Origin of the sequence: Haladaptatus sp. SPP-AMP-3, from assembly GCF_049568665.1 — an archaeon.
Lineage (GTDB): Archaea > Halobacteriota > Halobacteria > Halobacteriales > Haladaptataceae > Haladaptatus > Haladaptatus paucihalophilus.
In genome coordinates this window covers 142,333-168,029 of sequence record NZ_CP145900.1, presented here as the reverse complement: position 1 = coordinate 168,029, position 25,697 = coordinate 142,333, and the positions used below count along the sequence as shown (strand labels likewise).

The following is a 25,697-nucleotide window of genomic DNA, read 5'->3' as shown; positions in this document are numbered from 1 at the left end:
TTCTTAATAGTCTAGTAACATAATTGGATTGTGCTTCCGTAGTTATTTGGTAGCGGTAATTTCCGTGCCGAAATATAGAATATCCGTTGGAATACGATGAACCGTTTCATACCAAAGAATGTTGATTCTCATCGTACCAACAGCCAATCGACCCATTTTCATCCCTGTGTGGTTTCTCGGTGGTTCTGCGTGAGGATATCACGGATAGGATTAACTATTAAAGTGAACGTCAGAGCAGGCCACACCAGTGGCGAAGTTCGATTCGTTCGAGTTTCCTGTGGGTCGTCGCGAGGGCCGAGAGACCTGGAAGATCTGTGTCGAGATCCGAATAGATAAACGATGAGAAGATATCTCCATTCGTATACTCACGTTGATGGAGATACTCTTGTTGGTCGTCTACCAACTGATCGAGTTCTCGCTGCAGTGTACGAAGGCCATCTGTTCGGTCAGTGAACGAGAAGTGACCTCGCTCAATTGCAGCTAACTCGTCACCAATTTCCAGAAGCGAATTCTGTAGATCATCAAGTTGTGATAGATCTTGTATGATTTTTCGGACGGTTTGTTGGCGATTTCCGACTACCTCCTCACTCGCAATGCGGAGCTGATTCCAGACTAAGGGCGACCAGATACTCGAGCTACCGCTAAGGTACATTGCTATATCAGATCCGAATTCCTGTGCGATACTATCGATTGCAGTCTCAGCCCCATAAGTGCTTTTCCAGTGGTCAACAGATAACACCATGTCGCGATAGGTAGTTCGAACAGCTTCTTGTGGCGACTGTGCAGTTGAAGGCTGGGATTGGAAAGTACTGGTTAGTGTTCTACCATCAGTTCGACATGGTTGTGGCGGAATCTGGCTGAGGCGATCGGAAAAGTTCTCAAAAGCTTTGATCTCACTCTGAAGCTCGGATTTCTCGTTGCGAAGGAGTTGTCGCGCTAAGGGGAGGGCTGTGCCGTTGACTACCCGCCTTCTGCTCTCAACCATTGCTCTACAGTTTCAGACTAACAAGCCAGCATACTATACTTTATTAACCACAAATCATACAGATAAAGCCCACATCGATAGTATATAATAATCGGATGAGTTGGGGCTACCGACTTGCCATGCGCATCTCTTATTTCACGACAGCGAACAAAAGATAGAAATTCTACAAGAAATCCTGATACAGCGTCAGTAATGATGCCGCAGACCAACTGAAGTTCGGTGCATTCAACCGTTCACCAGTGAGCGGATTATAGTTCTCGTGAATCGGAGTATTGCCCATAATACCATCACCATGTTGGAACAGCTTTTTGCTGAACTTCGTTGCTGTCGTATCGTATCCATACCGAGCCAGTCCTTCGATAGCAAACTTCGCTTGGTCAAGCCATACATTGCCCCGCCAGTACGATTCTGGATCGAAGTCGGGAGCAGACCGAGAAACCGTTGGAAGAGGCAGGTACGTGTTAAACTCCGATTCCTTGGTGAGTGTTTTGACAACGGAATCCGCTTGTGCCTGTGTTGCGATACCTGTCCATAACGGAATAACACCGTGAATTGCTCGTCCAACACCGCGCGCCTCGATGAGCGGTCTTTGTTCGGTGTCGATATCGTAGAAGAAGCCAGTCTCTTCGTGGAACATATGTGTTCGAATATACTCGCCAACAGATTCTGCTTCACAAAGATAGCGCTTTTCATCATCTTCTTTTCCGATCTCATTCGCCATCTTTGCAAGATACTTCTTTTCAGCGTATAGATAAGAATTAAGATCGACAGATTCCTGATTCAAAGAGTATCCCACTATGTTACCGTCGTAGCAGTTCTTTAAGACGGATGAGTCATCGAATCGAGGTGCATTGTCCATTCCGCTTTCCCACGCTGCAGCCGTGACGATAGCCTCGTCCGAATCATTGGTTGAATGAACCGTCGCACCATATTCTGCGATACCGTTATCGTCATGGTCACGTGTTCGATACCACCAGTCGTGGTACGCAACGAGCAGCGGATACAACTCTTCGAGGAAATCGGAATCAGAGGTATGTCTGTATATCTCCCACACTGCCCATGCCGCAAGCGGGGGTTTCGAATTTCTTTCGTTCCAATTGCCACCACCATTGTCGGGAGTGTTGTAGGCGATAAGGTCGGGAATCATCCCTGCATCCTGTGGTCGAGTATCCGAAGAATGGGTCACTTGATAGTCAAACATCGATCGGATAAGCTGCTTTGCTAACTCCGGGGCAAATTGCGTCGTCCCGACGGCTTGTTTCCAGGTATCCCATGCCCAGAATCCACCAGCGAACCACTTATACGAAATCGACGGTGTCATGCCGTCGTGTTGAATTGCACCGGCCGGACTTCGCCAGTTGCCGATCAGTGTCTCAAGGCATTTGATTCCCACTTTCTTGTAATCCGACGTGCTCGATTTTGCGATAGCACTGAGGTATTGATTCCAACGGGAACTAACCGACTTGATATACTCATCGGGACGTTTGAGAATTTCTCTGGCTTGCTCTTGCTCTTTCTGCGCTCTCACGTCGGTGAACGTAAAGGACTCTGTCCAAACTAGTCGTTCTTCATCGCCTGGCGAAATGGTAATCGCCGGGTTAAGTGTAGTCGTGTAACTGCCACCATCAACCTCGGTAGTGGTTGGTTTACTGTGGTTGACCTGGAACAACTCTTCACCACTCGTCATGTAAGCCCATGTCTCACGAACGCGATCAAAGTGAACCTGGATACCATCCTTGTGAGGGGTTAGTGAAGGTGCATCGTACTGGTTCCCGAGTAGTTTACCACTCCACTCGATACTCAGCGTTCGTTGATTCTCGCTGTTATTTCTGATTGTAGCAGTCACAAGTGCAGTTCGGTCGGTAACGAACCGAAGATCAAGCGTGACCGTCAACCCATCTACAGAGAGTGTCTGACGAAGGAAACCAGGGTAAGACGCGATTTTTGCATCGGCCTCATTTAGGGGGATTTCGGTTCCGCTTTTCTTATCACTTACCGAAATATTGACAAATCCCTTGCTAAGGAACCATGCGTACTCTTGAGCAATGTACAGCGGGCCGGTAAATGTTCCGTAGTACTCAGTGTCGTCCTTGCTTGGTAGTGCATATCCATGCCACGCGCCTCGATCTGCAAATGGAGTGATATCCATGTCCGCATCAGAGAAGGCGGTATCCGGAACTCCGGTATGATCGAGTGTCGAAGGATAGTTGCTAGCTAGTCCAGATATAAAGTTGGAATCATTTTCTGCCGGGTAGGGGGAGGGGTTTGAGCGGGTCGTCTCGCTAAGACCGACCCCTAGCCCAGCAAGTCCGGTTGTTTGAAGAATTTGTCTCCGATTGTACGATCGGCCGGTTGAAGATGAGTTGTCATCCCTCATTGTTATTTAATAATTGTGTATCTTTGTAGTAGTACAACGCTCCTGAATGAATCCACAAGGGAGTCCATCACTTGAAAGAGGGATAGGTGAGTAATAAACATTCTCCAGATATTCGTACACTCGACCAGCGGGATTTTCCAATATATGGACGAATAAACACGGAACGGGTAATTCAGATGGAAGTCAGTAGTCCGTGTGAAGTGTATAATATTGTGATTGGCCCACATCCATGACAAGACAATGACCAGGAGTATAAGATTAAATATATAACCGATACTAACACGCAGTAACCGCTCCGCCAAAAACGTCGGGAAGTCCAATCTCTTAAAAACAGTAATTTCCACAGATCTCTGGCTATTGGACACATTATCACCATTGAGTCGATGGCAGACATGGTCGTGTTGACTGAGCCCACATTAAACAAAGGTTTCCGGTTGTCAGATAACATTATTTTACCCCATATATTACAAATTACCAAATTAATATTATTTGATACAATATTGTCCAGGTATGAAATACAATGATCCACAACACCAATTACACACTGAAGGAATGGTAGGATGTTCCGCCGCACACAAACTTCTCGCCATGAATTTCATAATTTAAAGACATTCAACATCATCCTACGGCTTCGATTTCAAAGATTTCGTGTATCATCAATAGGAGATGGTACCGTCTGGTAAGGAATTATGCTACCTTCTGGTAGGAACTTGATTAGAGCACAATACCCCAATGTTTTTTCCTCAGTCCACACTCCATCTGCCGTGAAGAAAAGATTGATTTAGACCGGGAGGATGAACCAGAACGATGGTAGAGGATTGGAAAAATCCCGGCGTTACCGGCAGGAACCGACGACGTGATCACGCCTACGCGCTGCCACATCCCTCCCGTTCAAGTGCTCTGTTGAGCAATCGAGATGCATCCCCGTGGTTTAAACTCTTGAACGGAAATTGGCGGTTCAGGTATGAAACGAACCCCCACAACGTACCTGGCGACTTTCATCTACCGGCGTTCGAGGATGATAGCTGGGACGATATCGAAGTTCCTCGGCATTGGCAACTTGAAGGGTACGGAACTCCTCAGTATACGGATACTGCTTACCCGTTTCCAGTTGATCCACCAGAGGTGCCAACAGAGAACCCGACTGGTCTATATCGCCGAACCGTCGAGGTGCCTGAATCATGGGATAACCGTGAGAAAGTCCTCCGGTTCGAGGGGGTTGATTCCGCCTTCTCGGTGTGGGTTAATGGGGAACATGTCGGTTTTAGCAAGGGAAGTCGGTTGCCTTCTGAGTTCAGTGTGACCGACGAAATTTCATCTGGAATGAACACGATTGCTGTCAAAGTCGTGCAATGGTCGGATGGAAGCTATCTCGAGGACCAAGATATGTGGTGGCTGAGCGGCATTTTTCGCGACGTTTCACTATATGCAACGCCGCGCGTCCACACCGACGACATTGACCTGCGAACCGACCTCGACGACGACTATCGACACGGACGGCTATCAGTTGACATCGAAGTCGAGAACAATCTGCCAGAGTATGCTACCCGCGAAGTCTCTGTTCAGTTGCTCAACAACGATGGTTCGACTGTTGTCACCGAGGTTGGTACCGAACAGGTGACGCTCCCGGGAAGCCAGCGAACGACTGTTTCTTTCGAAGGCACAGTTGATGCCCCGGTGAAGTGGACCGCAGAGAAGCCGAATCTGTATACGTTGCTTATTACGGTTGCTGACGATGGCGAAACCACTGAAGTATTGACACAAACGGTCGGTTTCCGAACCGTCGAGATTGAAGACGGTAGCCTGCAGATCAACGGAGAAACGGTGATGCTTCGCGGAGTCAATCGACACGACCACCACCCAGACCGAGGCCGTGCAGTCTCGTTCACGACGATGCGCGAAGACGTCGAGTTGATGAAGCGCCACAATATCAACGCCGTTCGAACAGCTCATTACCCGAACGATCCCCGATTTTACGACCTCTGTGATCGTTACGGGCTCTATGTCGTTGATGAGACGGATCTCGAGTGCCATGGAATGGAAGGCAATGATCGCATCACACACCTGAGCGATGATCCAGCGTGGAAAGACGCGTATATCGACCGGGCGGTTCGGATGGTCGAACGAGACAAGAACCATCCAAGCGTCATTGTCTGGTCACTCGGAAACGAATCCGGATTTGGATCGAACCACGAGACAATGGCCACCGTCGTCCGTGACATCGATCCAACCCGACCGATTCACTACGAACCCGACACCGAACAGGAGGTTTCGGATATCGTCGGGCCGATGTATCCCTCACCCGACCGTGTGGTCGAACTTACCGAAGAACACCCCGACCATCCGGTAATCCTTTGTGAGTACGCCCACGCGATGGGAAACGGTCCCGGTGGCTTGACCGAATATTGGGATATGTTCCGGTCACAAGAACGCGTTCAGGGTGGCTTCATCTGGGATTGGATAGATCAGGGACTCACACACGACATTCCAGACGAGAGCGGCGAACGCTTCTCCTATGGTGGCGACTACGGTGACGAGCCCAACGATGGAAACTTCAACATTAACGGGGTCGTGTTTCCGAATCGTGAGCCGTCACCTGCCCTCAGCGAATACAAGAAGGTGCTCGAGCCAGTTGCAGCCGAACTCACCGACTCGGATACCGCCACAATCCGAATCCGGAATCGATACGACTTCCGCACACTAGATCATCTAAACGCAAGCTGGTCCGTGATGGGGGACGGCGTCGTGCTCGAAAGTGGAACGCTTTCGATGCCAACAGTGCCAGCCGGGGAGAATGTGGAGACAGCGATTCCGGTCGAACCCACCAAATTCACGGGCGATGACGAATACTACGTGACACTCAAATTCACGCTTGCCAGCGCAACAGTATGGGGCGAAGCCGGCCACGAGGTCGCGACAGCCCAGTTCGAACTTCCGGTCGATTCCGAATCCCGGCCCAGTGAGACTGTTTCAAATACACAGGTGACCAAGTGCATGACGACTGACAATCGGTTAGTAATTTCAGGACCGGAGTTCGAAGTTCAGTTCAACAAGCGAACCGGCGTAATCGATTCACTAACTTACCACGGTCGACAACTCCTCGAATCCGGCCCGAAGCTCAACCTTTGGCGAGCACCAACAGACAACGACGGATACCGGGAACTCGGCCGGACGTTCGTCCGGGACATCGAGCAGACACTTGACGCAAACGACGGTGAGGTACCGCTGGAAAATTCGTGGTCGATTTCACTTGCTCGCCTGTGGTACGAATACGGGCTTGACGACCTCCGATTCCGAACTGACGAGGTTGCACACGAGGTGGCGGATGACGGAGCCACACAGATTGACGTAATTGGTCGTCTCGCCCCACCGATGTACGACCACGGATTTGCCGTTGAACAATGCTACACCGTTGACGGGAGCGGTGTGATAGACATCGATACACGACTTACACCGGAAGGCGACTTCTCCGACCTTCAAACTCTCCCCCGAGTTGGGTACGTATTCACTCTCGACAACGAGCTCGCTCGGGCGACCTGGTACGGACGCGGTCCCGGCGAAAGCTATCCTGATAGCAAGCGAGCGAACCTCGTCGGACGGTTCGTTCGAGACGTTGACGAACTACAGACACCGTACGTTGTACCGCAGGAAAACGGCAACCGAACGGATGTCCGGTGGGTAACGTTCACTGACGAAGGTGGCGTCGGCTTGTGCACCACTGGCACCAACTACCTGAATTTCAGTGCGCATCGATACACAATTTCCGATCTCGAAGTAGCATCACACCCTAGTGAGCTTCCGAAGCGCGAAGAGATTACCGTGACGGTGGATGCGAAACAGTGCGGTATCGGATCCGGCAGCTGTGGGCCAGACACGTTCCCACAATATCGCGTTCCCCTTACTGAACAAAAGTTCTTGATCCGTCTACAGCCCTTCACTTCCGACGCTGGTTTAACTGAACGATTCCGGTAGGCTACCTTAATGAAGCGTTTGCACGGTCGTATGTGTCAGAAATTGTTTCCTCGCAGTAGAGACGTTATCCTGATTACTAAGTACTCCATTCTTGTTGCTATCGCGTCCTATCGCATCTATATGGCGTATGAATTCGATCTCACCCTGGCCGATGGTTCGTTCGAGAGATCAACGAACGTCGATGAGATACTTCACATACGTCTGTCGCAGGCAGTATCCACTGATTGTATTCGAGAGGAGGATTTCCCACTTCACCAAACCTTTAACCACCCACTCTTCGCAACTCAGAGTATAGATTTCGTCAAAAGGAGAATACAAGATGAACGACAATCTACGAGGTTCAGAACCAATTGTTACTGATCCACCGGCAGTCGATACATCGAGAGTTTCGAAAATCGCTGAGAGCAACTTTGGGAAAGACGGAACTGCATCGGAGCTAGGGGGAGAGCGAGACCAGAACTTTCGTGTTGATACGGACGAGGGGAAGAGGTTCGTTCTCAAAATCTTCAACCGTGCGGACGAGCGTGGGGTACTCGATTTTCGTACACAGGCGATACAGCACATTCAGAGTACCAATCACGATCTACCGGTGATGGAAATCGTTCCAACAGTCGATGGAGATCCTTGGACATCGATTGAAGAGAACGGCAAGAGTTATTTCGTACAGATGTTTACGTTCGTGTCGGGTCAGAAAGTTTCGTTCGAGGGTCTGGATGACGATACGTTGTACGCGTATGGTGAGAGCGTAGCGAAGATGGGACAAGCTTTACGCGGCTTTTTCCATTCCGAAGCACAGTATGATATTTTATGGGATCTTCGACACGCTTCGGATTTCCGCTCGTTGCTCGAAAGCGTTAGCGATGACCAGCGACGCGATACTGCTGAAAAAGTTCTCGATCAATTCGAAGAACATGTAGAACCTGAATTCGATTCTCTTCGTGCACAAGTAGTTCATAATGATCTTGGGCCGGATAACGTATTGTTCAATGATAATAATAGGGTGAGCGGGATCACAGATTTTGGTGATCTCACTTACACAGCGCTCGTTTGTGACCTCGCTGTAGTGCTTGCAAACGTGATGAATCGTCACAAAGACCCGATTTCGGCAGCCCAGTCAGTAGTCAGGGGATACGTCAGTGTTACACCGTTAGAAGAGAAGGAAATCCGCCTGTTGCCCGATCTAGTGTTGACACGACTCGTCGTTAGAGGGATCATGCATGCGTGGAAGAGCGAGAAATACGCACACAATACCGATAACGCAAACGAACTGTGGGAATCACTGATGGCACTAGAGGAAACCGGTTCAGAGGTGATGATCCGACTCCTGCGAATCGCTGCACTGGAAAGCAATGTTCCATACCCCCAAATCGAAACATCCGAACTGATTTCTCGTCGCCGTCAGGTTCTCGGGTCGGCACGGCTTTCATATCGCGAACCCGTCCATTTCGTTGCTGGTGATGGTGTTTGGCTCTTTGACCAGTCCGGTAACCGTTATCTTGACGCATACAATAATGTCCAAGTGGTGGGTCATGCCAACGATACTGTTGCTGCCGCCATCGAAAGTCAAACTCGTAAGTTAACTACCAATACCCGCTACTTGCACGAATCTATCGTCACACTTTCCGAGAGAATTTTAGACACAATGCCTGACGAACTAGACAGTGTCTTGCTGGTCAATTCGGGGAGCGAAGCTAATGATATCGCCTGGCGTCTAGCAACCGCCTCGACAGGGCGGGAAGGTGGTATTGTAACTGATCACGCTTATCATGGGATCACTGACGCAACGACGACGTTGTCACCTGAGGACTGGATAGACGGACACCATCCAAACCACGTTGAAACGGTCTCACCGCCAGTTGACAACTCCCGCTATCACGGGTCTGTTAGTACCAATTCATCGGAAACAATCTCTGATGGGCTAGCAGCACTTGAGAACCGAGAAACAGGGCTCGCTGCGTTCCTATTCGACCCCTTGTTCGCTAGTGCTGGTATTCTCCCACCAGACACAGAAAAATTAAGCCAGATGGTTGATCAAGTGCACGAGGCAGACGGATTAGTCATTGCTGACGAGGTACAGGCAGGGTTCGGTCGTACTGGATCGAATATGTGGGGTTTTGAGGCAGCGGATATCGTCCCCGATATAGTCACGATGGGTAAGCCGATGGGCAATGGGCATCCTGTCGCAGCCGTGGTAACACGGTCGGATATTGCTTCGACACTCAGGGAACACCCCGGAATATTCAGTACATTTGGTGGAAATCCAGTGTCATCAGTAGCTGCCCTCGCAGTACTTGATGTTATTGAGAATGAAAATTTAGTGGACCATGCTAGTGATGTCGGCGGATATCTACAGGATGGCTTAGGACAGCTAGCTGCAAAATACGATCTTATCGGTGAGATCCGTCGGAGCGGGCTGATGATCGGTATTGAACTTGTACAAGATCAAAAGACATGGACACCAGCTACTAGCGAGGCAACAGAAGTAGTCAACCGTCTTCGTCAGCGTCAGGTTCTCATTGGTTCGACGGGGAAACATGAAAATGTCTTAAAAATCCGCCCACCCCTAGTATTTGATAAATATCACGCAGATCATCTTCTAGAGAATTTTGATGCTGTGCTCAGTACTATGGAAGGAACTATCTAGTTCGACGAAGCACAGGAAGACAGAGCAATACTTCGGGCGTCTACGACCCCGCCAAGGATATTCGGTAGATTCAATTGGATGACTAGTATTCACAGGTGCTATTTATTGTCGTCACGTGGTTTGCACTCTCTAATTTAGTTCACTACATACCGATTCGTTCGATCAGGCAACAACGTTTTTTCGGAGAGCTGAACTCGACCAAGTGAGGCGTTTTAATCAGAGAGACCATCGCGGACACAGAGCTTGGTGAGTATACCATTCCGGGTGGGACGAAAATTCTGCTCCCCCAATTCGTCGTTCACTCCGATGAACGATGGTATATCGATCCTTCGCTCGAATTTTGTCACTGGTGCACCACCGAGCTCGAACAGATGAATGATACGGACGGAAGGGAAAATCGCCGGTGACTTGCCACCGCTACAGAAATGAGCCATATAGTATTCCTCTTGGTGAATCTCTCGTTTTCTTCGTTAGTTCCCAGCTATACGGTCCTGCTAGAACATGGCGAATCCTCTGATCGAACCTTAGTCAGTGTAACACTTCTTTCCTTGAAACCGAGTCAGTAGTCGAGATATTCTGACCAACTATATTTTCAGCCGTACAGCCGAAATTGTTTTCCATCTCTGGTTCTCTATAGTATCTGAGTGCTCGGCCACTCGGCTTTGACCAGTACACTGGTTGATATCATATCGTAGGACACCGAGTTGCCCTGCGCTCTCGAAAAAGAAAGCTGGGACTGATAACTCTCCACGCTATTCTTTTTCACTAATCCTGCTGTCCAACTCAGCACGATCGACTGATCGTGGTACCACCCCCCGTCGGAACACACTCCAAAGATGAGTGATATCACAATCACTCGTGTTCTCGTCGTTCACGTTTCTCTCACACCCGTCTCGGGGTGGGCACGAAATCGGCGTATAGTGACGACAACCTATCAACAACACGGAAGAAACACCCCCAGAACTAGCAACCAAACAAAATTAAATCGGTTACAGCTATCGAAGATTTTAAATTGGTGTGTGCTCTGGACGCCCGTGGGAGATCTGTTGCAGTGACGGACGATCACGGGTCGTCCGAAACGGCGTGGCACGAAAATCGTGTGGTCAAACAATTATGGAAACGTTGGAGAACAAAATCGGGTGAATTACTCGTAGTAGGCTTTATGTTCGACGACCTCGGCGAAGGCGACGTTAGGCGTAACATTGATGATCTCGACGGGGACGCGGTCGTGTTTCTTTGTGTCGGGCACGATAAGTACGTAACCATTGTCAGTGCGGGCGATCCCATCGCCCTTCTCGCCGATGCCTTCAATATCGACCGTTCGGTGGTCACCTTCTTCGACTGGGGCTACCGAATGGCTCGACTGTCGATCGTGATTCTGCTCCTGGTGTGTCGATGGCGATGGTGCTATCTCAGGTTCTGTGCTATCCGCTGGTGACGGGTGTTTCAGAATTCCCACGCGGTATGCGGCATCTGGTTGGATGTCGCTATCTATAATCTCACGGGCCGGCACGGTAAGCGTGTATGACTCATCCTCTACTTCAATTTCGCTGCTAAAAAGACACTGTGGTTTGTCAGGGATTTCCATCTATCCAAGAATTGTTCTGCAAATACAAGAATCTGTGTTTGTATCCGCCACAAGAGACGACAATGCGGGCGTGAGATGTGACTCAGCAAGCTGAGTGGGAGAGCTATCGCTAACGACCGCGGGCGACCACTACTGGAGCACTCGTTAGTCGAAGTAGGCGGTGGCGAGGTGATGGTGTGCAACCTTATGTCGCCAGAACGCTTCCTAAACATCGATTGAAAAGATGAAGACTCAGTACTACACAGCGACAAGCATCGACGGGTATCTTACTGATGAGAATAACTCGCTCGACTGGCTCTTCCAGTTCGGAGAGATCGGGGAGATCGAAGGTGTGCAGGACGATTACCCGCAGTTCATAGACAAGGTCGGTGCCTTGGTCATGGGCTCGACGACTTACGAATGGATACTCGAACACGAGAACCTCCTGGAGACCCCGAAAAGTGGTCGTACGAGATTCCGGCGTGGGTGTTCGCACTCGGAAATTACCCGTGGTTGAAGATGCAGACATTCACTTCGTGCAGGGGAATGTTGCGCCAGTCCACGCGGATATGGTGAAGGCTGCAGAAGGCAATAACGTCTGACTTGTCGGTGGCGGTGACCTCGTCGGACAGTTTCACGATTACGGTTTGCTCGACGAGATTATTCTCAGCGTTGCTCCCGTGACGCTTGCTTCCGGTGCACCACTCTTGCCGCGCAGGATCACCAACCCGCCCCTGAAACTAGCTAACGTGGAAAACCAGGGGGAGATTTTTGTGGTTCTAACCTATGAAGTGCAACAGTCTGGTGAAAGGTGACCGATGGACCCCCTTTCCTCTCACTACTGACACACAGAGGCAGGATACCTGCCAATCAACGTCGTTTAGGAATGAAGCGAATTCGATTGTTATTTCTCTGTAAATTATCCCGTATTTTGCATTGGGGTTGATTGGGTCGCCACGCCAAGTTAGCGGCTGTTTCAGATTACGGAATCAAACGAGGAGAGCTTGCTAGCTACATCTTCTCTATCAGGCATGCCATTCCTAATAGGTCACTGGTGAGTGACGTTCAACTACTGGCTCGTCAGCTCGAAACACGTCGTCACATTCTAAATCAAGCTGTACTCAACCGTCATTAGTGAGAGTCATCAATTATATCGTTGTAATAGAGGGGTCACGAACGCAACCTCTTCCGTTTCGCAGAAAATGACGCACTCCACCGTAACCAACACACTAGTACCACCATGAGTCATCGGCAATGCGGTGTGAATCTCGTGTGGTGGGGTTGCCGAAGTGGGGGTTCGACGAATCTCTGTAAGTACAACACTATAATCAGCGCCCTCCGTTTCCTCCCGTGTTGGCTTCGTGGGCTCGCATCCACCTGGCTACGTCGGGGTGAATGACTGTGATCTCGATGTGATGGCCACCGACTCCCATTGCATCGTCGGTCGACAGCGTTCGAGATTCCTTGTCGGTCACGCCGGGTACACGTTCGGCCATCTCCTCTATCACCCGATAGCCGTCGTACTTGAACGCACATCGATAGAGAGCTGTCAGTTCTCGATTGACCGACCGTTAGTAGTAAATACTAATGCAAATGGTTTTCATCTCTTAGCAGTGCGCTCCTCAAATTGGTAGACGTACAATAATCTTGTAGAATTGTAATTACTCGTCCTCAAGAGCCGCGTAGATGTCGGCGTGACGGCGTCCATCGAGTTTCCCCATCTCAAGGGCAATTTTCTGCCGCTCCTCATCGCTCTCTGCCGACTGATATCGTTCGTATAGTCGGCGGACTTCTGCATCAACCGTCTCTGAGGAATCGGTACCGGTGGGTAGCCACTCGGAAAGACGCACTCACCGACTGCTGCTAACCTACTCACTTCTTCTATTTATATCACGCCGACCACCGCTGTCCACATACTCCAGCAAAGCTAACTCGTTAATTTCATTTCATAATTTCACATTGTGGCCAAAATCTATCTAACGCCACCGCTGGTAGCTTCCGTCTCGCCCATGAAAGACCACCCCTATACCGGCCGACGCACCACCCTCAAACTCACTGGTAGTGCACTCACAGCAACGACTCTCGCTGGCTGTACTGGCAGCTTACCAGGCAGTGGCGAGAGCAAACAAAAGAGCGGGTCAAAGGAGAAAAGCGACAGTGGAAACAAGCAAAAAGGCAAAGAGATCCGCCTCGGTGCAAAGCAAAGCGGGTGGCAAGGTCGCGCGCCCAAATCCATCAAAGGCAAGAAAAACCCGACACTCACGCTTCAACCTGGACAGAAGTACACCCTCACGTGGGGGAATCTCGACGGCAAAGAACACGAACTCTACATCGTCAATAAGAAGGACAACCCGGTGATTAAAAGCGAAGACGCTGAAGAAAAAGGCAAGACCGTGAGTACAACCTTCACCGCTTCGAAAAAGATGGTTCAATACTACTGCGAGTACCATCCACAATCAATGCGAGGCAATATCAAACTTCAGCAAAAACAGTAGCAATAGTTGCTTCCATCAAGTCCACCGCAATCCTTTTTCTATTCGCCCATGAGTTGTCTCATATGATCGAATTCGTACGAGACAACACGACAGAATTGAGGCAGATCACTTCGTCTGGCACTGTCTAGTTAAGCTCCTCCTCGACAGGTGTTCGATTTTCAAGCGATTGATGCGGTCGCTGATGGTTATAGTAGTGCATAAATTGTTCAAGCCACCGCTGAACGCTTGGCCGACTGCCCACCCATGACGTATGGAAGCGGTCGATCCGCTGTTTGAGCGTGTGAAACCACTTTTCGATCAGGTTTCGCTCGGTGTAGTCGAGCCGACCGCTCAACCCAATCCGAAAGAGGGCAGTCCGATAGCCGTAGCCATCAACGAGAAACACGGCGTCCGAGAAATCGTGTTTCTCGGCCAATCCAGACAGAAACACAGCTGCTTGATCAGTGCCATGCCGATCAAACACGTCGATACCGAGCAGCAGCTTTGTCTCGGTGTCTATTGCAGCGTACACCCAAGACCACTTACCATTGATTTTGACAGCGGTTTCGTCCACCGCGACCCGCGTCGGCGATGCCGACGGCGGGTAGGAGACGCTGTCAGATATCCGATGAACCCATTGAAAAATCGCTTGATGCGACCGTTTTACGCCGAGGAGCGCAAGAATCGCTTGTGTTTCTCTAAGCGAGCAACCGGTCGCGTGGAGCCGGACGGCAAACGCCCTGACGGGCGTTGCCGTCCGCTCACGCTCCCAACATTCAAGCGTAGCCGTGTCTAAACTCTCTCTGAGCAGGTTTGAGAGGAGCATCAATCACTAACTCTTCGACCTGCTCGTCCTTATCTAGACAGTGCCCATCCATTCTCTATATCGACTTGCCTTCAAATCCCGTATCTACGACAACTGGAAGTTCGAACTCGTGTTAACTACGCGAATGTAGCGGTCGGCGGCTTCACCGCTATGAGGCCGGGAAGCTACACTCGACATTCAGCACGCGTACCGAAACCTTTCCGGTAGCCCCAGATCAACCCCACCAACTGCTGTCAGAAGGGGATACAGAGAGTAGGCAGAAAGCAGAGCACACAGACAATCCAGACCGCTTGATTGGTGAACAATTTGCGCAGTGCTGTGCGGTCCGGCGCAGACGCATCAACCCCGGGAACGTGGCAACGGGTCGCAATCAAGAAAATAGTGACACCGCCGACACCCATGGCGGCATACAGTGGAAGGATTGCAGGCCACCCAGCAACGGTTGCGATGAGAAGACTGCCGAACTGGCCGAGCGCGAATCCAACGGGTGCGCTTGCGGTAAACACGCCGACAGCGGTCGCCCGGTGGCGCGGTGCAACGACGTTCGCACCTGCGTTCCAGAAGATGACATACGCGACCCCGCCGAGCACGCGCGAGATGAGCAGCCAGAGAAACGCGCCGACGGTGGCCGCGTACCAGCCCCAGACACCCGCGACAACGAGTGCGACGGTGCCGAAAATGATCATCCGACGCACCGAAAAGCGGTCGATGGCGATATCTGCAGGGACGCTGGTGACGACCGCAGTCGCGTACATAATGCTGACGAGCCACCCTGCCGTACTCGCCTTGAGCTTGAGTGATTCTTGAATCACCGGCAAGACGCTCGCCGGGGTGATTTCATAGGCTGCGGCCGCTGTCGAAAGCAAGAAAAAGCCGATGAGCAGACCGAGCGTCTCCCGTTGAGAACTACCCTTAGTTGGTCGGTCACTCACAGTCTATGTGCTCGGTTCTCAGAGCACTATCAAAACCCCTTTCTGTTTCATCGTGAAGACAGAAATTCAAAAAAACCATGCGACAAACCCCGCCTTGTTAGTCTGTATTGAGGATGACTTGTGACGTATCACGGCACGCGTGCGAGCAGAAAGGAAGGGTGGCGGGCGCGGGGATAGTATGGATGGATCAGGAGTGATGGTGCCAGACCCATGTGGGAGCCCATTCAGGGTGTCAGCGGCAACCACGCCACAATCAATCGCTCAGTGAGGATTGATAAATACTTTTCGGCACCATTCGGAAATAATACAGAGAGATAAACGATCATAAATGGGGCTGTTGAAGGCATGCACTATCGAATCCAGTTCTCCTTCATCGAGTGTACCCGCCAAAACAGAGAGAAAAGGGACAGACAACATCCATCTGCGAACCCATTGTACCTATCCTTCGGAAATCCACCAAATAACCACCCGTAGATTCAATTACCAACGTTCCAACGCACCTCGCTCATGCAATTCCTTGAGCCACTGATGCACTGGCTGCCGCTCCACTACAATCGTATCTGCGACTCACCGAGCCGTTACTGCCGAAAACTCTGACTCGTGATTGCCGTCAAAATATCGACGTCAGCCGTTTCCTCTGTGAATTGACCACGAATATCACGTCCTCTCCCGTCTGTCATCATAGCCATCAGTACGCTATTCGTTGTCTACACCTGCCTAAGAACGGATTAGAAGAACATTCAGCGCGATGCGTTTGCCGGAGACGTCTCAGAATGAATAGCGACCGGTCTCTGCACCACAGTCGCCACAATAGTAGACAAGCTCGTTAACCGTTGCCTCAGACTCTGCCGGCGTTCGTTCGCCACAGGCCGAACATTCACGACGGAGATCCGTCAGTCCTTCTTCACGTGGTGCACCCAAATGCGAGCACCTCGAGTCGGGAATTCTCGCGGTTCGCCCCTTGCTGCCATTCGCCTGGTGCAAATCGTATTAACTCGCCAGCCTTCACCACTACGTCACCTTGCTCAGTTTCAAATGTCGCAGTTCCAGCAGTGATGTAGAACACCTCTTCCTGTTCATGGTGGCGGTGATAACACTCCCCGATGGTTTCTCCAGTGGAACCTCGTAATAATTGATTGCGATACTCTCTCGGTATCGTTGGGGCCGCAGCTGTCGGAGTCGTCATTTTTAATGAATCCATTGATCTAGCAGGCGTTATCGGGATTATCCTTATCCTCGGTGGTATTTATTGCATGAATGTTCTCTCTGAGATGACCGCACATTAAACAGCCATTCCACTATTTTGAATCATGATAATACAGTTTGGTATCCTGGAGATTTCCCATCCGAGTGGTCGTTTGTAGAGCGGATGCTCTTTGGGACCCGTAGTGGCTGATACAAACAGTCTGCTGAATATAGGGGTGTATCTCTCATCGCTATCACCACACCACCGGTGGATTCAATAGAATCAAAGGCTTCAGTAGCACATAATGGACCCAGAATCCAAGTACACTCAAGCCAGGGTGAAATAACATGCCGTGGGGAGTAAACACGGAGTTCACCGAGAAAGAGGGACTGGAAGTGGAGATAAAGGAGGATCAAGAGAAGGTCGATCGTACAGAGGAGGGGTCCGAAACCACTCAAGACTTCGATATCGACGAAGCGATTTCGAATTTGGGCTGAGCGGGGTAATCGCTTATTCCTTGACTGATGAGATAGCATGGGAAACCTTATATAAAAATATCTGACGGATGTCTCATCAACGAGGACAGAAACCGAATAGCGGCCACATGTTGCATACAACCCTTGAATCAGACACCCTACTTCTGACTGGTTGGGTATTAGATGGCGCGGGTCCCCAGTAAAGGCAGATAGAGCAAGGCAGAAATAATCGTTGTGGTTATTCTATCAAGCATTCACCAGCAACTGTGGGCTCTGTAAAGGTTGTGCTACTCCCCATGGTAGACAGCCGCGGGAGGAATCACTCAGACAGTGCCCATGTAGCGCAGAAAATTCGTGGGGGTTGCCTTTCGAGTGTCCCCACGAGATGTCGAGTAGGCAACTGCCTTTGCGATCTACTCGACAATACCCTTTCCTGTGTAATTAAATAAATCTCTTGTGGTTCCAAAATACTTTGTTTCAAGATCCAACTTGTCTGTTGCCCCCTTGGTTGTATTCGTCCACAGTTGTAACTCCTTGGAGCTTTTATTACGACCACAGATTATATATTCATAATTATTTAATTTCTTATATATAATTATAAGGGAAATCTATAAGGTATAAAAAATTCAATTGTATATATCGGAATGGAAAACACAAGAAGAAGTTTCATCAAACAATCCGCTGGAATCGTAAGTGCAACCGGAATTCTCGGACTTACCGCTATGCCGGTAGAAGCAGCGTATCAACGAAATATCGTTGTCTCGCACTTCGGGGGTGGGGATGAGCATGTGAAATACGAAGTTGACTTTCATGATGCTCGTATTGACCTTTCTGGTAATGATGACCATGAACCGCAGGATGGAACTGTTGCTCTTGACGATCATAGCTGTAGGATTTGGGGTACAGTCGCAAATGGAGGCCACGATGAATTTTCTGTCGTTTCGACAAGCGGATCTTGCTGTGGGCCTGAAATTCAACGTATCTGGGCAAAATCTCCTGGAACTAATGAAGGGATGAGAATCAGCATAGGCAATGATCGCGGAAGTGCCCAAAAGAAAGATTTCAAATTCACGGCAAGTGGTCAACCTTGGAATAAATGGACTTATTCAAAGTTCACAACAATTAATGGGGCAGGAAATCGCACATTACACGAAGCCGCTGCGCCCACGACTAAAGAGTTTAGAGGTAGGTTCACACATATTGAAGAATTCGTCCCCAGGGGAGGAGAAATGGAAGCCGTAAACACAGCGCGGATATAGAAACCTCAAAAACCACCACCACGACTGTTATTAATGGTGTTGATTTATTTGGCATCGGTTATTTTCACGATACGAATATCTCCACTTTCTTTCGTCGTGAGCTTAAGCAATGGAGTAATCGACCTTGACCTTCTCTATTCGTATTTGGCTTCCGATATCGAATTCTCATAGCCCTTAAGCTTATCCGACAATGAGTTCACCCACGTTAATCCCGAAAGAACTTGTAGTCTTACATTTTGACACACAGTGAACCCTGTAGTCCTTAGAAAGTAACCCAAGCTCGGCTATTCCTCTCCCTTTAGCTTTTCTTCATTCAAAAAGACCGGTTTTAACGCACTATTGTCGATATAAGACGAAATTGTAAAATATTGACGCTACCAACGGGGATTGTTTCTCATCATGGTCATATTTAGTTCATAAAATAAATCCAATCTGTACCCACACTTGTACTTTACTGTTAATAGCTGTTTTCGTCACTAATAGAGCTTGTCTCGTGTGTATATACCCCTTTGACAAAATGCCGTCAAGTGTACTACCGACAATTATAGTTCGAAAGGGAAATATGCCTCTAGAATGAACTCCTTGTTACTCATGAGGGAATATACAGGCTATCAATCTCGAATCATCGAAGCGGTATCTTTAGCTGTTGGGATGATACTCTCATATTTCATATCACCATTAATATCTGCATCACTTGGTGTTGTTCTTATTCTAATTGGATCTTATGAACGCGTGTATAGACATAATCATGATACTGGTCTGCAAATTTTACTAATTGGGTCCTCTTTTATCACATCGTCAGTTATCATATATGTCTTATTTTATGTATAATGGGTGTGAGGAGCCCCCATATAATTTCATGCGTGTAGGTTATATATTTTGATAGAAAAATAATAAATATTATATTTTCCTATAGTAAAATATTTATAGTTGTATATTAATTAATTGCTATGGGAAAAAATGATATAAACCCAAGAGTACAGGATAGGAATAAATCGGCAGACGATAGAAGAAGGAGTAATACACGACGAGCAATTCTTAAAAAAGTGGGAAAAATAGGATCAGTTGGAACAATACTTGCTTACGGTACCACCAATGTAAATGCTGAACCAAGCGTTGAACCATTGGTAGATGATAGCAGAATAATAGTCAACGGTCAAAATGGAGGTGGTGATTATAGAATCGTAGTTCATGACTCAAACGGGACTTATGGTACTGGATACGAACCAAATGACGATAATGTGAATCGAGGCTATGGTTCAAACGGAAATTGTACTGTCTTCAGTGGAGGTGTTAGGAACGGAAAAGACTCCTATTGGTATGATGGGGCAGTTCTCAAAACAACCGTTCATGGCGATATGATTGTTAACCCAGATTACTCTTTTGACACGCCAACATCAAATGGCGAAATAACAGTAAAGGGCCATGGGGAATATCGGTTCGAAATGACGGGACTAGTCGGAATTAATCCTGACTACTATGAATCAAATGACTCCTCCGGTGATGATTGGGCAGAGGGACATGTCGCGGGTGGCACTGACAAGTACTATGTAGATGGAAATATCAAATTTATGCGTTTCTGGAATGTGGGAAATCATCTTACTATTGAACATGAATGTGATCTATGTGGCACATGCTGATTTAATGGGCACTGTCTAGTTTAGCTCCTCCTCGACAAGTGTTCGGTTGTCGAGCGATTGGTGCGGTCGCTGATGGTTATAGTAAGGCACAAATTGTTCAAGCCATCGTTAGACGCTCGGCCGACTGCCCACCCATGACGTATGGAAGCGGTCGACCCGCTGTTTGAGCGTGTGAAACCACGTTTTGCTCAGGTTTCGCTTCGTGTAGTCGAGCCGACTGCTCAGCCCAATTCGGAAGAGGGCAGTCCGATACCCGTAGCCATCAACGAGAAACACCGCATCCGAGAGATCGTGTTTCTCGGTCAATTCGGACAGAAACGCAGCCGCTGAACCAGTGCCATGCTGATCAAACACGTCGATACCGAGCAACAGCTTTGTTTCGGTGACTATTACAGCGTACACCTAAGACCACTCGCCGTTAGTCTTGACAGCGGTTTCGTCCACCGCGACCCGCGTTGGCATCGCCGACAGCGGGTCGGAGACTCTATCAGATACTCGATGAGCCCATTGAAGGATCGCTTGATGCGATCGTTTCACACCGAGAAGCACTTTTGTTTCTCTGAGTGAACAATCGGTCGTGTGAAGCTGGACGGCGAACACCCTGACGGGCGTCGCCATCCGATCACGCTCCCAACATTCAAGCGTAGTCTGTGTCTAACCTCTCTTTGAGTAGGTCTGAGAGGAGCATCAATCACTAACTCTTCGACCTGTTCGTCCTCATCTAGACAGTGCCGCATGTTTCAAAATGCGTGATTGATTCTATAACTAAAGGAGAATGTACGGCGGCAGCGAGGTCGATTTCTTGAATTTGGCCTATTTCGGCGATTGACTTCCTGTGAGCAGTATAAGCGGCAGTGGATGCTTCCGCTCTCATAGTATCCCCTCAAGCAATGGTGTTCTCAAATATTGTAATTTTGGAATGAATATTGGAATAGCCCCCAACCGATACTAAAAGTGAAAAGTAGAATCCCAATTGGAAGGAAAACAATAGTAATCGGTATACTGCATGTGTTTATATTATCACTCGTGTATTTGATTTCAAATGGTGAGATATTGGTTATCTTGAAATCATCATTGGTTGTTCCAGGGGCATCTACTGCCGTGCAGGTCACTTGATAGGAAAAAACACCGAGTATTAACAAGAGGATACTAATTCCTGCAACAATTCGTGGAGAGAATATACTCATCATTGCGTTTGCTCTGTACTTACGTCATCAACTCGGAGCGTGAATCCCCACGTGAACGTCTCATCATACCCGCTTTCGTCGCTGATGTTGTACGGGTCCTCAAATCTATACTCCCCGGTCGGGATACAACCGCGAACAGTGGGATCATCAACGACAATCAGTTCTTCACTTGATGATTCGCCCGGTTCGAGGGTTTCTGTCCCGGAGTACTCATTTGACCAACGTAGCTCCCCCTGTGATTTGCCGTCCGACCCAATGCAGTCAGGAGCATAATCAGCTGGTGGGCTATCTGGAGCACGGAGGGAATACAGGAGGATACCCGAATCGCCTGCCCGTGAGCTTGCACCTTTGTAGTAGGCTGGCTCGAACTCCCTCGTCGCTTCACCTGTGTTTTTCGCTGTCGTTTTCAGATGAGCAGTTTGTGTTTTGGTGAGTTCCGCCTGAACGATGTCGAGAGTTAAGTCAACAGGATACCGTTCTGGAACTGAATCGGTCTGTTGTACGGAAACTCGTTTTGGGAATGGTGAGTTACCTGATGATGCGTTTCCAAGACAGCCAGTAGAGACCGAGAGGAGAGAGAAGAGGCTGAGTAGTGTGGTTCGGCGTTTCATGTACGAGAATACATCTATTAGACAATAAGCTTCGTGTACAGTGAAATATCTCTTTTACACTTCTCCACAAAATAAGTAGAAGCGGAAATGGCGATCTCGCCGCCTTCGAGGAAGCATATTTCGTCTGTTTGAACTCCTCATCATTTCAAAAACAGAGATTTTTCATTCGTATTTTTGTTCTTGATAGATTTCTCATTGAATTTCATGACTTCATCTCTACTACAAGAACGGACGATATGATCTACCGACGGAAGATTTCGCTTGAGGTGTCCACCCTTGGTGACGCTACCCCCGATTGCTACTTGTGACTGTGCATAAATTAATGATTAGTGGTATCGTTTACTATACTATGAGCGAAACAGTTGTCTCGACACCTGAACACACACCTACTGAAAAGTGGTGGATGCTCATCGGTGTGCTTGCAGCGATCTTTCCGATTTTAGCTCTCCTTGCAGTTGCTCTCCCAACCGATGTCTATTCGTCGTTGATCGCGGCTCCATTCGCCCTCCTAGGTAGTGTTATAATGCTCTTGTCCCCGCTCATTGTGTATTTCGATAAGCGATATGTCACCACCGTTTCTGACTGGGACCCGTCTGGCTGGTATTATTGGATGATCGTCCCCCCGCTCACACTCGTGCTTCCCTATCTGTATCTCTATGAACGCCACAAATACGTGGGAACTCCGTAATCTGGTTTCCCTCTCTCCAATTTCATGGAGTTCGTTTACTCAAGAGCTCCCCATGATACCCTGTTCTTAATCTGTGAGATTCCCGTGGTACGAATGCATGCGTAGCTCATGATACAAAGCTTATATCCTCTTATGAAGTATTTTACACTATGACTACCGTGATCAGCGCTGACGATTGGCCACTCTTCACCCTGTGCCTCATCCTTGCAACGCTTCTGTTCGCCCTAGGTCCCGGCCTCTCAGTCATCGCCATTGCCCTCGTCTCGATCCTCATCTACGTCTTCCGCCAACAACTCCACGCTGGCTATGAGGCCGTGATAGGATCTGACACTCCGTCGTCTGACAAGCCTGAATGATAGACGCTCTGTAGTTAGTAACGGTATTTCTCAGTTGCTGTCCTTCACTTGAGATCCGGTGTGTCCACACCCGCTTAGTGCAACATGAGGCAGTGGAACCAATGGACCCTAGTCCGGTTTGTAACCAAATCTACGAAACCATCTATATATATGGGAGATTGCCGCCGAGATTATTTACCACAGCGAGACTTTGATCAAGATATGAAATCGAAAAAAGCATCGGGATACGCTCTCATGGCCTTTTTCGTGTTCTATATCGGAATGGAATTCATGAGCGGAACCAAAACTTGGTTGCTCATAGCCATTGGAACGGCTCTACTTCTTCTCTCAGGAAGAGAATTATTGCAGGAAGATAGACCAAAAACAGTCTAATCGTTGGGAGAGTTCTCGGAATCTTTCCGTTCGCCCGAACGAGACGAGCTTGTAATTCGACACAAACAGAGAGAAAGCGGTTTGCATATGATTGCATTACGGTGAGCTATGGCGGCTCCATGGACGCAGTGGGATCACGTCACGAAGATCGACCCAGATAAACCACTCCACGATGGAGATTCCTACGCTGGCATTGCTGACACAGGGACGGACGCACTCATCATCGGTGGTACTACGAACGTCACTGAGTCCAGCGTTCAGTCAATTCTCGATGCACTCTCTTCTACCGAGATTCCCATCTTCGTCGAGCCGACCTACCATCCAATGCAGTCTCATACTGAGGGACTCTCTGGCTATTTGCTGCCGGTCGTTCTGAATGCCGGTAACACGATGTGGCTCACAGGAGCGCACCACGAATGGATTCGCTCTTCGGATCTTGAGTGGGACTACGTCCACCCGGAAGCGTATATTGTTCTGAATCCAACGTCAACGGTCGCGACGTACACGCAGGCAGACTGTAACCTCGATATTGACGACGTCGTTGCCTATGCTGAACTCGCCGAACAGATCCTCGGCCAGCAGATCGTCTACCTCGAGTATTCTGGCATGCTCGGTGATCAAACTATTGTGGCTGCCGCACGAGATGCACTCTCGACAGCGCAACTCTTCTATGGAGGCGGGATTCACGACTACGACTCGGCTTATGAGATGGCAGAAGTGGCTGACACGGTCGTTGTTGGTGATGTACTTCATGACGCTGGTATCGAGGCCGTCGAGGAAACTGTTCGTGGCGCGAAGGACGCGTCTCACGAGTCGTAGTACCCCAAGAAACGAATGAGACAATCGAGAGTGTGTCTACAATCGGTCGCGCAGAGGTTAGTATACAATACTAACGTAGACAGCCCGCCAGCGTATCGGCGTTCAGACGCTGCTACCTCAACAGTCGCAAATAAAGGCTAGGTTTCAGAGCCGAGCGAACTGGTCGGCGTTCACTGGGAAAATACGCCGTCCATAGAGTTTGATCAAATACGCGGCAAGAAACCACGAGAAGATGACCATCCAGCCACCGACATAATTCGAGACGTTGAGGACGTACAGGGCGATACCGCCGGTCGTCCCGAGAACCAGTATCTGAATGAGACTCCCGACGAGAATGAGCTTGCCAATCCCGACGAGAACCGCGACGTGTCGGCAAAGCGTATCCCGTGTGGTTTCATTCGGTGCTTCAATCGATAATGGTGGGATTCGCATAGCCTTACCCTCCATTTTCCTCGTCAGCAAGTGGATTATCGACTAACTCGTACAATGCTGTTTTTCTATGAATGTTCTCGAGGTATCCGGCAGCAGTGAGTATTCCAAGCCGATTGTGGACGTATTGGCGCGAGCGGCCAGTCTCGTCGACGATGTACGATTGTGTTGCCCGCCCACCTCGGAGTATTTCGAGAATCTCCTTATCGACAGTGGTGAGAGGGACCGTTCGATTGGAATTGCATGGGAGCATGTAGTACATCCCTAGGGTATGACATAAATAGGTTACGCACACACTGACTCTCGTCGGTAGTATACGGCATCTCAGTGTGTGCGTAAGGTATTTATCTAGCCCTCTAGATGTGAGAGTGAGTACAATGGATGAACAACAGCCGAAATCGGCCCAGAGACACATCTCTGACCGAGTTCACCGATTGGCGAACAGTTCGACCCAGCAATATCACGCACTGGCGGACTTGATGACCGAGAAGTGTGAAGCGATTCCCACTCGATTCATTCGTCGCAGCGTCGGTATCGTCGCCACAACCGCGGCGTTTTCGGTCCCCGTGGCGGCACAAGCCACCCAGGAGGCAGGCGACGTGATGTGCTCGTCTGGGCTTGGTCCCGTCATTACGCTCGCATTCGGGATGATCACGATGGGGATGTTCCTGCTCGCCGCCTTTCGCGGTGCAATGGCCTGGCTGAAGATGGGAAGTGCTCGCTCGGACAAGAAGAAAGAGGGCCGTGATGCAGCTCGTGGGGCAGTGATCACATTCTGTGGGGCGTGGTTCTTCCCATTGTTCGCTGTCATCCTCGACAAGGCTGGCGTGAGTACGCTCTCGTGCGTGAATTTTGCGAACATAATGTGAGTGCATTCAGGCACTCCTCTTCCGACTA

The 25,697-nt window shown here is 49.2% G+C and carries 23 protein-coding genes and 3 pseudogenes; 15 read left to right on the top strand and 11 right to left on the bottom strand.

Annotated elements, in window-relative coordinates; translation table 11 throughout:
• Positions 1-229: 229 nt before the first annotated feature.
• Positions 230-985: a DUF7260 family protein gene (locus V5735_RS19665; RefSeq protein ID WP_423746477.1), complete on the bottom strand. Its 756-nt coding sequence runs from the start codon at positions 983-985 to the stop codon at positions 230-232.
• A gap of 163 nt (positions 986-1,148) precedes the next feature.
• Positions 1,149-3,362 carry an MGH1-like glycoside hydrolase domain-containing protein gene (locus V5735_RS19660; RefSeq protein WP_423746476.1) on the bottom strand — a complete coding sequence of 738 codons (2,214 nt, stop codon included), beginning with the start codon at positions 3,360-3,362 and terminating at the stop codon, positions 1,149-1,151.
• Between the two features lie 807 nt (positions 3,363-4,169).
• Between V5735_RS19660 and V5735_RS19655 the strand changes: the two genes are divergently transcribed.
• The 3 genes from V5735_RS19655 (at position 4,170) to V5735_RS19645 (ending at position 10,385) form a co-directional block, all read left to right on the top strand.
• Positions 4,170-7,334, top strand: a complete 3,165-nt coding sequence (locus V5735_RS19655; protein ID WP_423746475.1) for a glycoside hydrolase family 2 TIM barrel-domain containing protein — start codon at positions 4,170-4,172, stop codon at positions 7,332-7,334.
• 319 nt (positions 7,335-7,653) lie between these two features.
• Positions 7,654-9,978: an aminotransferase class III-fold pyridoxal phosphate-dependent enzyme gene (locus V5735_RS19650; protein ID WP_423746474.1), complete on the top strand. Its 2,325-nt coding sequence runs from the start codon at positions 7,654-7,656 to the stop codon at positions 9,976-9,978.
• A 215-nt stretch (positions 9,979-10,193) separates the two neighbouring features.
• Complete coding sequence (locus V5735_RS19645) at positions 10,194-10,385, top strand: DUF7575 domain-containing protein (protein ID WP_423746725.1); 192 nt, start codon at positions 10,194-10,196, stop codon at positions 10,383-10,385.
• 737 nt (positions 10,386-11,122) lie between these two features.
• Here the strand turns inward: V5735_RS19645 and V5735_RS19640 are convergent.
• Positions 11,123-11,566: a TRAM domain-containing protein gene (locus V5735_RS19640; protein WP_423746473.1), complete on the bottom strand. Its 444-nt coding sequence runs from the start codon at positions 11,564-11,566 to the stop codon at positions 11,123-11,125.
• A gap of 223 nt (positions 11,567-11,789) precedes the next feature.
• Between V5735_RS19640 and V5735_RS19635 the strand changes: the two genes are divergently transcribed.
• Together V5735_RS19635 and V5735_RS19630 are read left to right on the top strand one after the other, a co-directional pair.
• On the top strand, positions 11,790-12,062 hold the full coding sequence (locus tag V5735_RS19635) for a hypothetical protein (protein ID WP_423746472.1): 273 nt from the start codon (positions 11,790-11,792) through the stop codon (positions 12,060-12,062).
• 130 nt (positions 12,063-12,192) lie between these two features.
• Positions 12,193-12,360, top strand: coding sequence for a hypothetical protein (locus V5735_RS19630; protein ID WP_423746471.1), 168 nt, complete (start codon positions 12,193-12,195; stop codon positions 12,358-12,360).
• A gap of 846 nt (positions 12,361-13,206) precedes the next feature.
• On the opposite strand, the gene V5735_RS19625 is transcribed toward V5735_RS19630, so the two are convergent.
• Complete coding sequence (locus V5735_RS19625; protein WP_423746470.1) at positions 13,207-13,395, bottom strand: hypothetical protein; 189 nt, start codon at positions 13,393-13,395, stop codon at positions 13,207-13,209.
• Positions 13,396-13,554: 159 nt separating this feature from the next.
• Between V5735_RS19625 and V5735_RS19620 the strand changes: the two genes are divergently transcribed.
• Positions 13,555-14,040 (top strand): cupredoxin domain-containing protein, encoded by a 486-nt coding sequence (locus V5735_RS19620; protein WP_423746469.1) that lies wholly within the window; start codon positions 13,555-13,557, stop codon positions 14,038-14,040.
• Between the two features lie 124 nt (positions 14,041-14,164).
• On the opposite strand, the gene V5735_RS19615 is transcribed toward V5735_RS19620, so the two are convergent.
• From V5735_RS19615 to V5735_RS19605, 3 genes and pseudogenes are all read right to left on the bottom strand, one after another.
• Positions 14,165-14,845, bottom strand: a complete 681-nt coding sequence (locus tag V5735_RS19615; RefSeq protein ID WP_423744855.1) for an IS6 family transposase — start codon at positions 14,843-14,845, stop codon at positions 14,165-14,167.
• 257 nt (positions 14,846-15,102) lie between these two features.
• A pseudogene (locus tag V5735_RS19610) lies at positions 15,103-15,777 on the bottom strand (MFS transporter); the annotation flags it as partial.
• A 904-nt stretch (positions 15,778-16,681) separates the two neighbouring features.
• Entirely contained in the window at positions 16,682-16,963 is a 282-nt protein-coding gene (locus tag V5735_RS19605) for a cupin domain-containing protein (RefSeq protein WP_423746468.1), read from the bottom strand.
• Between V5735_RS19605 and V5735_RS19600 the strand changes: the two are divergent.
• From V5735_RS19600 to V5735_RS19585, 4 genes and pseudogenes are all read left to right on the top strand, one after another.
• Positions 16,923-17,063 (top strand): annotated as a pseudogene (locus tag V5735_RS19600) (QacE family quaternary ammonium compound efflux SMR transporter); the annotation flags it as partial. The gene V5735_RS19605 and the pseudogene V5735_RS19600 overlap by 41 nt on opposite strands.
• A 247-nt stretch (positions 17,064-17,310) precedes the next feature.
• On the top strand, positions 17,311-17,460 hold the full coding sequence (locus tag V5735_RS19595; RefSeq protein WP_423746467.1) for a hypothetical protein: 150 nt from the start codon (positions 17,311-17,313) through the stop codon (positions 17,458-17,460).
• A 623-nt stretch (positions 17,461-18,083) separates the two neighbouring features.
• Positions 18,084-18,698: a hypothetical protein gene (locus V5735_RS19590; RefSeq protein ID WP_423746713.1), complete on the top strand. Its 615-nt coding sequence runs from the start codon at positions 18,084-18,086 to the stop codon at positions 18,696-18,698.
• Positions 18,699-19,648: 950 nt separating this feature from the next.
• Positions 19,649-20,338 carry a hypothetical protein gene (locus V5735_RS19585; protein ID WP_423746712.1) on the top strand — a complete coding sequence of 230 codons (690 nt, stop codon included), beginning with the start codon at positions 19,649-19,651 and terminating at the stop codon, positions 20,336-20,338.
• Positions 20,339-20,353: 15 nt separating this feature from the next.
• Here the strand turns inward: V5735_RS19585 and V5735_RS19580 are convergent.
• Together V5735_RS19580 and V5735_RS19575 are read right to left on the bottom strand one after the other, a co-directional pair.
• A pseudogene (locus V5735_RS19580) lies at positions 20,354-21,026 on the bottom strand (IS6 family transposase).
• A gap of 498 nt (positions 21,027-21,524) precedes the next feature.
• Entirely contained in the window at positions 21,525-22,136 is a 612-nt protein-coding gene (locus tag V5735_RS19575; protein WP_423746711.1) for a hypothetical protein, read from the bottom strand.
• A 349-nt stretch (positions 22,137-22,485) separates the two neighbouring features.
• On the opposite strand from V5735_RS19575, the gene V5735_RS19570 reads away from it, so the two are divergent.
• From V5735_RS19570 to V5735_RS19555, 4 genes are all read left to right on the top strand, one after another.
• Positions 22,486-22,824, top strand: a complete 339-nt coding sequence (locus tag V5735_RS19570; protein ID WP_423746710.1) for a hypothetical protein — start codon at positions 22,486-22,488, stop codon at positions 22,822-22,824.
• A gap of 149 nt (positions 22,825-22,973) precedes the next feature.
• Positions 22,974-23,180 carry a hypothetical protein gene (locus V5735_RS19565; protein ID WP_423746709.1) on the top strand — a complete coding sequence of 69 codons (207 nt, stop codon included), beginning with the start codon at positions 22,974-22,976 and terminating at the stop codon, positions 23,178-23,180.
• Between the two features lie 201 nt (positions 23,181-23,381).
• Positions 23,382-23,552, top strand: coding sequence for a hypothetical protein (locus V5735_RS19560; RefSeq protein ID WP_423746708.1), 171 nt, complete (start codon positions 23,382-23,384; stop codon positions 23,550-23,552).
• 108 nt (positions 23,553-23,660) lie between these two features.
• Positions 23,661-24,371 (top strand): phosphoglycerol geranylgeranyltransferase, encoded by a 711-nt coding sequence (locus V5735_RS19555; protein ID WP_423746707.1) that lies wholly within the window; start codon positions 23,661-23,663, stop codon positions 24,369-24,371.
• A 144-nt stretch (positions 24,372-24,515) separates the two neighbouring features.
• On the opposite strand, the gene V5735_RS19550 is transcribed toward V5735_RS19555, so the two are convergent.
• Together V5735_RS19550 and V5735_RS19545 are read right to left on the bottom strand one after the other, a co-directional pair.
• Complete coding sequence (locus tag V5735_RS19550) at positions 24,516-24,803, bottom strand: hypothetical protein (protein ID WP_423746706.1); 288 nt, start codon at positions 24,801-24,803, stop codon at positions 24,516-24,518.
• A gap of 4 nt (positions 24,804-24,807) precedes the next feature.
• Positions 24,808-25,053 carry a helix-turn-helix transcriptional regulator gene (locus V5735_RS19545; RefSeq protein WP_423746705.1) on the bottom strand — a complete coding sequence of 82 codons (246 nt, stop codon included), beginning with the start codon at positions 25,051-25,053 and terminating at the stop codon, positions 24,808-24,810.
• A 124-nt stretch (positions 25,054-25,177) separates the two neighbouring features.
• Here V5735_RS19545 and V5735_RS19540 point away from each other — a divergent pair, with 124 nt between their 5' ends.
• Entirely contained in the window at positions 25,178-25,669 is a 492-nt protein-coding gene (locus V5735_RS19540) for a hypothetical protein (RefSeq protein ID WP_423746704.1), read from the top strand.
• Positions 25,670-25,697: the final 28 nt, after the last annotated feature.